Genomic DNA, 11,192 nt, shown 5'->3' on the forward strand with positions numbered 1-11,192 from the left:
GGTACGCTACCCGCCGGTCCCTCCGGGCGGGCCCCGGACCGGAATTCGCTCGCCCGGCGCGCCCCGACCGGGGAGGATGCGGTACCGGTCGCGGCGAGGGCGCAGCTCCGCCCCGGCCGGCCCCGGCCCGGACCAGAGGAGACCGCCGATGTCCGCCGCACCCGCCGCCCCCGGCCCGGTCCTGCTGTCCGGCGTCGTGGGCTCCACCGCGTACGGCTTCGCGCACGCCGGCTCGGACGTCGACCGGCTCGGGCTGTTCGCCGTGCCCACCGAGGAGTTGCACGGCCTGCACCGCCCGGCGGAGTCGCAGGTGACCACCGGGCCCGACGTCACCCTGCACGAGGCCGCCAAGTGGTGCCGGCTGGCCCTGTCCTGCAACCCGACCGCCTCCGAGCTCGTCTGGCTGCCGGAGGAGCTGTACGAGGTGCGCACGCCGCTCGGTGCGGAACTGGTCGAGATCCGCTCGAGCTTCCTCAGCGCTCCGGCCGTGCGGAAGGCCTATCTCGGTTACGCGGACCAGCAGTTCCGCAAGCTGCTGACCCGCGACGGCACCGATCCGGAGGCCCGCCGCCGGGCCGCCAAGCACGCCCGGCACCTCGTCCGGCTGGTCGGCCAGGCCGTCCTCCTGCACGAGACCGGCCACAACGCCGTCCGCCTCACCGATCCCGAGCACGTCCGTGACCTCGGCGAACGCATCGCGGAGCGGCCCGCCGTCGCCGAGTCCTTGATCGCGGACGCCGCCGACCGCCTCGCCCGCCCCGGCGTCCTGCCCGCCGCGCCCGACCCGCGCCCGGCCGAATCCTGGCTCCGCCGGGTGCGCGCCGCCCACTACACCGCGCCCCCGGAAGGGCCCCGCGGACCCGGCGCGCCCGCGCAATCCACTGGCGGAGCCCTGGGCCCCACCGGGTAGGATCACGGTGGCCCTTCCCAGCCGGGACCAGGGCCGCGGGCCACTAGCTCAATTGGCAGAGCTGCGGACTTTTAATCCGTAGGTTCAGGGTTCGAGCCCCTGGTGGCCCACACGTGAGCGAACCGTCTCCGACCTGCGGTGCAGCGCCCCGGCCGAGCCACTCGGCCGGGGCGCTGCCGTTCGCGCGCCACGGGGCTCGCGCTGACGCTCCGTCAGCGGACCGGTGCGGTGGTGCCGCGGGTGCGCGGCGCCCGAACCGGGCGTCCGGATGCGATCCGGACCGGCCGCGCCCCGGAATCCGGGCTGCCGTACGCGGACCCGTGCCGCGCTCGGACCCGCGCCCCGGAGTCCCGCACGCCGCCCGCCACCTCCGCGCGCACCCGGCCCGGGCCCGCCGCACCCCTCCCGCGGCCCGCCGCCCCGCGCCGCCCGGCCCCCGCCCCGCCCCCGCCCCGCCCCCGCCCGTGACCGGGCCGCGACCGGCCGGTGACGCACGGCAGCGGGCTGGGGCGGGCAACGGAGCCGGGGGGTGTTCCGGCGCCATGGCCGGGGGTGGGGTAGGTCACGTCGGAATCGGGCGTTTTCGACGGTTCTGTCCGGCACTTGTACGCCGGATCCCGGGGCTGGTGGTGGCCCGGAGGTCGGTGATCACGTCGGGCCTAAATATGATCGGAAGCCACGTTCGTCGGTTTGTACCTACGTTCGTATGTGCAACCTGGGAGCGGTCCCGACCGTCTCTCTGTGTGCGGTGCGCCAGATCGTCCGGGGCGTCGCTTCCGTCGGTGAAAGGTACGCGCATGTCAGGTCAGTGGGGCGAGGGCCCGGCCCGGGGCGAGGACGCGCCCGGCGCGCTCACCACGGAGAGCGGCGGCGCCGTGCCACAGCCCCGCACCGGTGGCCGGGCGGAGGCCCGACGGGCCGCTCAGGGCAAGGGCGGCGGCCGCGGCGGCAAGGACGGCGGCAAGGACGGCGGGAAGGGCGGCAAGCCGGACGGACCGGCCGGCGGCGGACGGGCGGCGGCGCGCAAGAGCAGCAAGCCCAAGAAGAACGTGAAGAAGATCGTCGCCTGGTCGGCGGCCGGCGTGCTGGTGCTGATCGCGGGCGCCGGCGGCGCGATCTACTTCAAGCTGAACGCCAACATCAAGTCCTTCGACGCCGACGCCATCGCCACCGACCGCCCCCCGGAGGCGCAGGCCGACGCGGACGGCAACAAGCCGGTCAACGTGCTGCTGATCGGCTCGGACAGCCGCGGCAAGAACAACGCGGACCTCGGCGGCGGCGAGGACGGCGGCGCCCGCTCGGACACCACGATCCTGCTGCACGTCTACGCCGACCACAAGCACGCCGTGGGCATCTCGATCCCCCGCAACGCGATGGTCCAGATACCGCCCTGCAAGCTGCCCAACGGCAAGTGGACCAAGGGCGGCAACGACCTCTTCAACGCCGCCTTCTCCACCGGCGGCAGCGACGACGGCAACCCGGCCTGCACCCAGAACACCGTGGAGAAGCTCACCGGTATCCGGGTCGACCACACCATGGTGGTCGACTTCAACGGCTTCTCCGCGATGACCTCGGCCGTCAACGGCGTCGACGTCTGCCTGCCGAAGGCGATCTACGAGGGCGACATCAACCCGAACCTGAAGAAGAAGGGCGACCTCGTCCTCCCGGCGGGCAAGCAGACCGTCCAGGGCCAGAAGGCGCTCGACTACGTGCGCCTGCGGCACGGCATCGGCGACGGCTCCGACATCGGCCGGATGAAGCGCCAGCAGGCCTTCCTCAGCTCGCTGGCCAGCAAGATGAAGAAGGAGGGGCTGAGCCCCACCACCCTGCTGCCGCTCGCCGACGCCGCGACCAAGTCGCTGACCGTCGACCCGGGCCTGTCCTCCGCGGACAAGCTGCTCTCGTTCGGCCTGTCGCTGAAGAACATCGACATGCACGACCTCAAGTTCGTGACGGCGCCGTGGCGTTACCGCACCCAGGACGCCAACATCGACCTCGTCCAGCCGGACGCCGGCAAGCTCTGGGCCACCCTCAAGGCCGACCAGACCATCGACGGCCAGAACGCCACCGGCCAGCAGCCGGACGCCGCGGCCAGCCCCTCCGCCGGAGCCTCGGCGCCGGCGGCCGCGCCCACCAGCGCCCCGGTGCCGGCCGACGCCGGCAACTCCACGGTCAAGGTGGCGGTCTACAACGGGACGATCGTCAACGGCCTGGCCGGCAAGGCGACCGACCAGCTGAAGGCGGCCAAGTTCACGGCCACCACGGCCGGCCAGGCGGCGAGCACCAAGTACAAGACCACCATGATCGAGTACGGCTCCGGGCAGAAGGCGAACGCCGACAAGGTCGCCGCGCTCTTCCCGGGCGCCAGCGTCGAGGCCGGCAACTCGGCGGGCGTGACGGTGATCGTCGGCAAGGACTTCGCCGCGGCCAACGGCGCGGGCTCCGCCACCGGTGCGGCCGGCGCGTCGGCGAGCGGCACGGCCGCGGGCACCCCGGCGACCCCGGCGCCGCTGCCCACCACCGTCACCAACGACGCCCGCTCGGCGGACGACGACATCTGCGCGAACACCACCTACGGCAGCGGCGGCTGAGGCCCGCCCCGCCGCGACGCACCGGGACGACCCCCGGGCCGGCGCCCTCCGGGGCGCGTCGGCCCGGGGGTCGTGCCATGGTGGCCGGAGGAGGGGCGGGGGGAGCCGCGCAGCCCAGCGAAAGGCGGACCCGATGCCCGAGATCGCCCTGCAGTTCGACATCGCCGCGCCCCGGGCCGTCGTCCTCGCCGCGCTGAACACGCACGACGGGCTGACCAGCTGGTGGACCACGGCGGTGGACCGGGAGGGCGACGTCCTGCTGTTCGACTTCCCGGGGGTGCCCGAGCCGTTCCGGCTGCGCCGCGAGCGGGCCGACCTCGACCGGGTGGTGTGGGCCAACGCGGGCGCCTTCCCGCCGCACTGGGCCGGCACCTGGATCAGCTGGGACCTCGCCGACCAGCCCGACGCGCCCGACCGCACCCGCCTGCTGTTCCGGCACGGCGGCTGGCAGCCGGGCAGCGAGGAGGGCGTCCCGATGGTCGCCGGCACCTGGGCCGAACTGCTGGTCCGGCTCAAGGACTACGCGCAGAGCGGCAAGGTGCAGCCGTACTTCGTCACGGCGTCCCGGCACGACGCCGGGTGACCGCCCGGTGGTCGCTCCGTGCCCGGTCGCCCAGCAGGGCGCCGTCCGGTGGCGGGATCGCGGTGGCGGGCCGATGGTGGCCGTGTACGGCCGTTCGCGCGGACGGTCGGCACCGGACGGCCGACGGCCGCCCGCCCCGACGACCGCCCGCCCCGACGACCGCCCGCCCCGACGACCACCGCGCCGGCGACCACTGCCTCCGGGAGGCCCAGCAATGCCCGTAGTCACCGCTCCGTACAAGCCCGGCACCCCGTGCTGGATCGATCTGATGGCGAGCGACCAGCAGGCCGCGCTCGACTTCTACCGCGACCTGTTCGGCTGGCAGGGCGAGGTCGGCCCGGCCGAGTTCGGCGGCTACTCCGTGTGCTCGCTCAACGGCAAGCCGGTCGCCGGGATCATGGCGCAGTCCGCGCCCGAGGGCCAGCCGCTGCCGCCGGTCGGCTGGACCACCTACCTGGCCTCGGACGACGCCGACGCGAGCAGCCGGTCGATCTCCGAGCACGGCGGCACGATCCTCTACCCGGTGATGGACGTCGGCACCGTCGGCCGGATGCTGGTCGCCGCCGACCCGACCGGCGCGGTGTTCGGCGTCTGGCAGAAGGTCGACTTCATCGGCGCGGGCGTGGTCAACGAGCCGGGAGCGCTGGTCTGGAACGAGCTCAACACCACGGACACCGGCCTGGCCGGAGCCTTCTACCACCAGGCGCTCGGGCTGCGCCCGGCGACCATCCAGGGCATGGAGGGCTACTACTCGCTGAACGTCGGCGACCGCACGGTGGGCGGCATGCAGCCGGTCGCCGGGTACCTGGCGACGGGCACGCCCTCGCACTGGATGGCGTACTTCTCGGTGGACGACGTGGACTCGACCGTCGACGCCCTGGTCAAGGCCGGCGGCGCGGTGATCCAGCCGCCGTTCGACATGCAGTCGGGCCGGATGGCCGTGGTCTCGGACCCGCAGGGCGCGGTCTTCGCGGTGACGGCGGCCGCCGAGGCGCAGATGCCCGACTCGCCCTGATCCGGCCGACGCCGCCCGCACCCGATGCCGGCCCCCGACCCTGGTGCCGGCCCCCGACCCCGGTGCCCGTCCCGGCCCCCGCCCCGGTCCTGACCCCGGCCCCGGCCCGGTCCCGGGCCGGGCGCGGCCGGGCGGGCCGGAAGCCGCCCTTCCGCGACGCGCCGCCGGGAAATGGGCGGCTTCCCCGTGTTCGCGGGTAAGACTGCACCCATGCTGGGGCTACCGGACGACATCCGCGCATTCCTCTTCGACCTCGACGGGGTCCTCACCCGGACCGCCGAGGTGCACGCGGCGGCCTGGAAGGACACCTTCGACACCTTCCTGCGTGCCGAAGCGGCGCGCACCGGCGGGCAGTTCGTCCCCTTCGACGCCGTCACCGACTACGACGCCTACGTGGACGGCCGCCCGCGCCTCGACGGCACCCGGACGTTCCTGCGCAGCCGGGGCGTCGACCTGCCCGAGGGGACCGACGCCGACCCGCCCAACGCCCGTACCGTGCAAGGGATCAGCCTCGCCAAGAACGACACCGTGCTGCGGATGATCCGCGAGCAGGGCGTCCGGCCCTACGAGGGCTCGGTCGCCTACGTGCGCCGGCTGCAGGCGCTCGGCCTGCCCAGCGCGGTGGTGTCCTCCAGCGCCAACTGCCACGACGTGCTGCGGGCGGCGGGCATCGAGGAACTGTTCGACGTGATCGTGGACGGCGTCGTCGCCAAGCGCGAGGGCCTGCCCGGCAAACCCGCGCCCGACACCTACCTCTACGCCGCCCGCACGCTCGGCGTCGAGCCCGCGCACGCCGCCGTGTTCGAGGACGCGCTGGCCGGGGTGGCCTCCGGCCGGGCCGGCGGCTTCGGCGCGGTGGTCGGGGTGAACCGCACCGGCCAGGCCGCCGAGCTGCGTCGGGACGGTGCGAGCGTGGTCGTCGACGACCTCGCCGAGCTGCTCGCGGCGGAGGAGGACGCATGACCGGCCTGGACAACTTCGCCGTCGACCCCTGGCAGATCGTCGAACAGGGGCTGGACCTGACCTCGATGGCCCGCGCCGAGTCCCTGTTCGCGCTCTCCAACGGCCACATCGGCCTGCGCGCCAACCTCGACGAGGGCGAGCCGCACGGCCTGCCCGGCACCTACCTCAACGGCGTCTTCGAGCTGCGCCCGCTGCCGTACGGCGAGGGCGGCTACGGCTACCCGGAGTCCAGCCAGAGCGTCATCAACGTGACCAACGGCAAGATCATCCGGCTGCTGGTCGACGACGAGCCCTTCGACCTGCGCTACGGCGAACTGGTCAGCCACCGGCGCTGGCTGGACTTCCGCGAGGGCCTGCTGAACCGGGAGGCCGAGTGGACCTCCCCGGCCGGCCGGACGATCCGGGTGCGCTCCACCCGGCTGGTCTCGCTGACCCAGCGGGCCGTCGCCGCCGTCGAGTACAGCGTCGAGGCGGTCGACGAGCCGGTGCGGATCGTGCTGCAGTCCGAGCTGGTCGCCAACGAGCAGCTGCCCGGCGGCCCCGAGGGGGACCCGCGGGCCGCGGCTGTCCTGGAGGCGCCGCTGCAGTCCGAGGCGCACCACGCCGCGGACGGCAAGGCCGTCCTGGTGCACCGCACCCGCTACAGCGGCATCCGGGTCGCCGCCGGGATGGACCACCTCATCGAGGGGCCCGAGCGGCTCGACACCGTCGCGGAGGCCACGCCGGACCAGTGCCGGGTCAGCGTCACCACCGTGCTCGCGCCCGGGCAGCGGCTGCGGCTGGTCAAGTTCATGTCCTACGGGTGGTCGGCCACCCGCTCGCTGCCCGCCGTCCGGGACCAGGTGGAGGCCGCGCTGACCGCCGCCCGGTACACCGGCTGGGACGGCCTGGTCGCCGAACAGGCCGACTACCTGCGGGAGTTCTGGGAGAACAGCGACGTCGAGATCGAGGGCGACGTCGAACTCCAGCAGGCCGTCCGGTTCGCCGTCTTCCACGTCCTGCAGGCCGGCGCCCGCAGCGAGGAGCGGGCCATCCCGGCCAAGGGGCTGACCGGCCCCGGCTACGACGGCCACAGCTTCTGGGACACCGAGACCTTCGTCCTGCCGGTGCTCACCTACTGCCTGCCCGGCGCCGTCAACCAGGCGCTGCGCTGGCGGCACACCACCCTCCCGCTGGCCCGCGAACGGGCCGCCCAACTCGGCCTGGCCGGAGCGGTGTTCCCCTGGCGGACGATCCGCGGCGAGGAGTGCTCCGGGTACTGGCCGGCCGGCACCGCCGCGTTCCACATCGGCGCCGACATCGCGGCCGCCGTCGCCCGCTACGTCCGGGCCACCGCGGACGCCGAGTTCGAGCGCGAGTACGGGCTCGAACTCCTCGTCGAGACCGCCCGGATGTGGCGCTCGCTCGGCCACCACGACGTCGCCGGCAGGTTCCGCATCGAGGGCGTCACCGGCCCCGACGAGTACAGCGCCGTCGCCGACAACAACGTGTTCACCAACCTGATGGCGCAGTCGAACCTGCGCGCCGCCGCCGAGGCCGCCGTCCGCCACCCGCGCGAGGCCGCCGACCTCGGCGTCGACACCGAGGAGACCGCCGCCTGGCGGGACGCCGCCGCCGCGATGTACGTCCCGTACGACGAGGACCTCGGCGTCCACCCCCAGGCCGACGGCTTCACCCACCACCAGGTCTGGGACTTCGAGCACACCCCGCCCGAGAAGTACCCGCTGCTGCTGCACTTCCCCTACTTCGACCTGTACCGCAAGCAGGTGGTCAAGCAGGCCGACCTGGTGCTCGCCATGCAGGTCAGGGGCGACGCCTTCACCGACGAGCAGAAGGCCCGCAACTTCGCCTACTACGAGCGCCTGACCGTCCGTGACTCCTCGCTCTCCGCGTGCACCCAGGCGGTGATCGCCGCCGAGGTCGGCCAGCTCGACCTCGCCTACGACTACACCGCCGAAGCCGCCCTGATGGACCTGCACGACCTGGGCGGCAACACCCGCGACGGCCTGCACATGGCCTCCCTCGCCGGGGCCTGCGTCGCGCTGGTGGCCGGCTTCGGCGGGCTGCGCGACCACGGGGAGGCGCTGTCCTTCCGGCCCCGGCTGCCGGCCGGACTGATGCGCCTCGGCTTCTCGCTGCTGGTCCGCGGGCAGCTGCTCGGCGTCCGGATCACCCACGAGGGGACGACGTACACGCTGCGCCGCGGCGAGGTGCTCCACCTGCGCCACGACGGCGAGCTGGTGCAGGTGAAGGCGGGGGAGCCGGTGACCCTGCCGACCACCGTGCCGCCGGCCCAGGAGCGGTGCGCGCAGCCGCCCGGCCGGGAGCCGGCCCGGCGCCAGGCGCAGGCGGGCGTGGCCGCCGGCAAGGTCGGGCAGTCGCCGGACCACCTGGCGGCGGAGTAGCCGGATCGCCCCCCCGCCCCGCCCCCGCGGCGGCCTCACCTGTTCGGCCCGCCCCGGGTGCGGGCCGGGCCCGGCCGCCGGAGGGTGCAGGTGTCCTGTGGCAGCCGGCGGCCGCCGGCACCCGAGCGGGCGGCGGGCGGCGGGCGGCGGTAACGGCGGGAAGGAGAGCACCCGTGGCGAGCGTGGCCGAACAGATGGTGGAGGTGCTCCGGCAGGCCGGGGTGGAGCGGGTCTACGGGGTGGTCGGGGACAGCCTCAACCCGGTCGTGGACGCGATCCGGCGGGCCGAGGGCATCAGCTGGGTGCACGTGCGCAACGAGGAGGCCGGCGCGTTCGCGGCCGCCGCGGAGGCGGAGCTGAGCGGCCGGCTGGCCGTCTGCGCCGGTTCCTGCGGGCCCGGCAACACCCACCTCGTCCAGGGCCTCTACGACGCCCAGCGCAGCGGACTGCCGGTGCTGGCGCTGGCCTCGCACATCCCGTCCGGCCAGATCGGCACCGGGTTCTTCCAGGAGACCCACCCCGAGCGGGTGTTCACCGACTGCAGCAACTGGTGCGAGATGGTCTCCACCCCCGCCCAGCTGCCCCGGCTGCTGCGGATCGCCGTCCAGCACGCGCTCGGCTCGCACGGCGTCTCGGTGCTGGCCTTCCCCGGGGACGTCGCCGCGCTGCCCGCGGCCGGGCCCACCGGCAGCAGTCACTTCCTCACCGAGCAGGCCGTGGCCGCGCCGCCGTGGTCGCAGGTGCAGGAGCTGGCCCGGCTGCTCAACGCGGCCCGCAAGGTCGCGCTGTTCTGCGGTGCGGGGGTCCGCGGGGCGCACGCGGAGGTGATGGAGCTCGCGCAGGCCCTGAACGCACCGGTGGGGCACTCGCTGCGGGGCAAGGAGTGGATCCAGTTCGACAACCCCTACGACGTCGGGATGAGCGGGCTGCTCGGCTACGGCGCCTGCCACGAGGCCCTGCACTCCGCCGACCTGGTCCTGCTGCTCGGCACCGACTTCCCGTACGACTCCTTCCTGCCGCAGGTGCACACCGTCCAGGTCGACCACGACGCCACCCGGCTGGGCCGCCGCAGCGCCCTGGAGCTGGCCGTCCACGGGGACGTCGCGGCCACCCTGCGGGCCGTCCTGCCGCTGCTGGAGGCCTCGCCCGACCGGTCCTTCCTCGACGGGATGCTGCGCAGGCACTGCCGGGCGCTGGAGGACGTGGTCGGCGCGTACACCCGGGACATCGAGGAGCACCTGCCGATCCACCCGGAGTACGTCGCCTCGGTGCTCGACGACGTGGCCGCCGCCGACGCGGTGTTCACTGTGGACACGGGCATGAACAACGTCTGGGCCGCCCGCTACCTGCAGCCCAACGGGCGCCGCCGGGTGATCGGCTCCTTCCTGCACGGTTCGATGGCCAACGCCCTGCCGCACGCGATCGGCGCCCAACTCGCCTGCCCCGGGCGGCAGGTCATCGCGATGGCGGGTGACGGCGGGATCGGCATGCTGCTCGGCGAGCTGCTCACGGTCGCCAAGCACCGGCTGCCGGTGAAGACCGTCGTCTTCAACAACGGAGCGCTCGGCATGATCAAGCTGGAGATGCTGGTCTCCGGCTACCCGGAGTCGGAGATCGACAACGGGGACGTGGACTACGCGGGCATCGCCCGGGCGATGGGCGTCCCGGCGAAACGGGTGACCGAACCGGGCCGGGTCCGCGAGGTGCTGGCCGAGGCGCTGGAACGGCCCGGGCCCGCGCTCGTCGACGTGGTCACCGACCCCAACGCGCTGTCGATCCCGCCGCACATCACCGCGGCCCAGCTGAAGGGTTTCGCGCTGGCCGCCGGGCGGACGGTGCTCTCCGGCGGGGTCGGTCGCATGATCGACCTGGCCCGCAGCAACCTGCGCAACATCCCGCGGCCGTGAGGCCGGTCCGGCCCGCGGCCCGACGCCGGAGCCCTCAGGCGATTTGCCCCTGAGGCAAAATTCTTGCCCGAGCGGCACGGCGGGTGTCCACTGGTCACATGACCACCAGCCCGACCGGGGCCCCCGCCCCGGGAGACCAGCTCGACGACCAGGAGGTGGCCGGCCTCGCCGCCCGCCTCCGGGAACACCGGCTCAGCAGCCGCCTGACGCTCGAAGTGGCCTCCGCGCGGGTCGGGCTCTCCCCAGCCTATCTGTCCCGGCTGGAGACCGGCCGCCGCCAGCCGTCCCTCCCCGTCCTGCTCGGCCTCGCCCGCGCCTACGGCACCTCCGTCTCGGGCCTCCTCGGCGAGACCATGGCCGAACCCGACCCGGTGGTCCGCGGCGGCGCCATCGACCCCGGCCGGGCCGGCGGCTGGGGCTACCGCCGCGCCGGCGCCCCCGGCCGCGCCATGCAGGCGCTGCGGGTGCACGTGCCGCCCGGCGTGCAGGACGCGGTGGTCCGGGTCCACCCCGGCGAGGAGTGGCTGTACGTCCTCCAGGGGCGGCTCAGGCTCACCCTCGGCGACCGCGTCCACCGGCTCGACGTCGGCGACTCCGCCCACTTCGACTCGCTCACCCCGCACTGCATCGCCGCCGACGCGCCGGCCGGCGTCGAACTGCTCTTCGTCCACACCCTGCTGCAGAGCCCCGGCGGCGAACTCTGCCTCGGCGGCGGCCCCGCAGCCACCCACTGACAGTGAGGATTGGCCATGGCATCGCCTGAGGTCCTGACTCGCCCACTGACTGACGCTTCGGTTGTCCTTTTTGGGAATCGTCGG

Annotated in this window: 8 protein-coding genes and 1 tRNA gene; all 9 read left to right on the plus strand. The window is 74.2% G+C overall.

Going from position 1 to position 11,192, the window contains the following annotated elements; all coding sequences use genetic code 11:
- Positions 1-148: 148 nt before the first annotated feature.
- The 9 genes from AB0N04_RS34365 to AB0N04_RS34405 all read left to right on the plus strand — a co-directional run bounded on the left by AB0N04_RS34365 (position 149) and on the right by AB0N04_RS34405 (position 11,108).
- Positions 149-910 carry a nucleotidyltransferase domain-containing protein gene (locus tag AB0N04_RS34365; protein ID WP_360222522.1) on the plus strand — a complete coding sequence of 254 codons (762 nt, stop codon included), beginning with the start codon at positions 149-151 and terminating at the stop codon, positions 908-910.
- A gap of 37 nt (positions 911-947) precedes the next feature.
- Positions 948-1,020: transfer RNA gene (locus AB0N04_RS34370), tRNA-Lys, on the plus strand.
- A 687-nt stretch (positions 1,021-1,707) separates the two neighbouring features.
- Complete coding sequence (locus AB0N04_RS34375; protein ID WP_360222525.1) at positions 1,708-3,501, plus strand: LCP family protein; 1,794 nt, start codon at positions 1,708-1,710, stop codon at positions 3,499-3,501.
- A 133-nt stretch (positions 3,502-3,634) separates the two neighbouring features.
- The gene (locus AB0N04_RS34380; RefSeq protein WP_360222528.1) at positions 3,635-4,084 is read left to right on the plus strand and encodes an SRPBCC domain-containing protein; all 450 of its coding nucleotides are present in this window, start codon (positions 3,635-3,637) and stop codon (positions 4,082-4,084) included.
- Positions 4,085-4,298: 214 nt separating this feature from the next.
- Complete coding sequence (locus AB0N04_RS34385; protein WP_360222531.1) at positions 4,299-5,099, plus strand: VOC family protein; 801 nt, start codon at positions 4,299-4,301, stop codon at positions 5,097-5,099.
- Between the two features lie 210 nt (positions 5,100-5,309).
- On the plus strand, positions 5,310-6,062 hold the full coding sequence (locus AB0N04_RS34390) for a beta-phosphoglucomutase family hydrolase (protein WP_360222534.1): 753 nt from the start codon (positions 5,310-5,312) through the stop codon (positions 6,060-6,062).
- A complete protein-coding gene (locus AB0N04_RS34395) occupies positions 6,059-8,467 on the plus strand; it encodes a glycosyl hydrolase family 65 protein (protein ID WP_360222537.1) in 2,409 nt (802 codons plus the stop codon). Before AB0N04_RS34390 ends, AB0N04_RS34395 begins: the two co-directional genes overlap by 4 nt.
- Before the next feature lie 173 nt (positions 8,468-8,640).
- On the plus strand, positions 8,641-10,374 hold the full coding sequence (locus tag AB0N04_RS34400; RefSeq protein ID WP_360222540.1) for a pyruvate dehydrogenase: 1,734 nt from the start codon (positions 8,641-8,643) through the stop codon (positions 10,372-10,374).
- A gap of 98 nt (positions 10,375-10,472) precedes the next feature.
- Positions 10,473-11,108, plus strand: coding sequence for an XRE family transcriptional regulator (locus AB0N04_RS34405; RefSeq protein ID WP_360222543.1), 636 nt, complete (start codon positions 10,473-10,475; stop codon positions 11,106-11,108).
- Positions 11,109-11,192: the final 84 nt, after the last annotated feature.

It is taken from the genome of Kitasatospora sp. NPDC051702, assembly GCF_040681575.1.
Lineage (GTDB): Bacteria > Actinomycetota > Actinomycetes > Streptomycetales > Streptomycetaceae > Kitasatospora.

Excerpts from the sequence above, each read along its gene's own strand:
- AB0N04_RS34365 (WP_360222522.1), top strand. The coding sequence starts at position 149 with ATGTCCGCCGCACCCGCCGCCCCCGGCCCGGTCCTGCTGTCCGGCGTC.
- AB0N04_RS34385 (WP_360222531.1), top strand. The coding sequence starts at position 4,299 with ATGCCCGTAGTCACCGCTCCGTACAAGCCCGGCACCCCGTGCTGGATC.
- AB0N04_RS34405 (WP_360222543.1), top strand. The coding sequence starts at position 10,473 with ATGACCACCAGCCCGACCGGGGCCCCCGCCCCGGGAGACCAGCTCGAC.
- AB0N04_RS34375 (WP_360222525.1), top strand. The coding sequence starts at position 1,708 with ATGTCAGGTCAGTGGGGCGAGGGCCCGGCCCGGGGCGAGGACGCGCCC.
- AB0N04_RS34380 (WP_360222528.1), top strand. The coding sequence starts at position 3,635 with ATGCCCGAGATCGCCCTGCAGTTCGACATCGCCGCGCCCCGGGCCGTC.
- AB0N04_RS34395 (WP_360222537.1), top strand. The coding sequence starts at position 6,059 with ATGACCGGCCTGGACAACTTCGCCGTCGACCCCTGGCAGATCGTCGAA.
- AB0N04_RS34390 (WP_360222534.1), top strand. The coding sequence starts at position 5,310 with ATGCTGGGGCTACCGGACGACATCCGCGCATTCCTCTTCGACCTCGAC.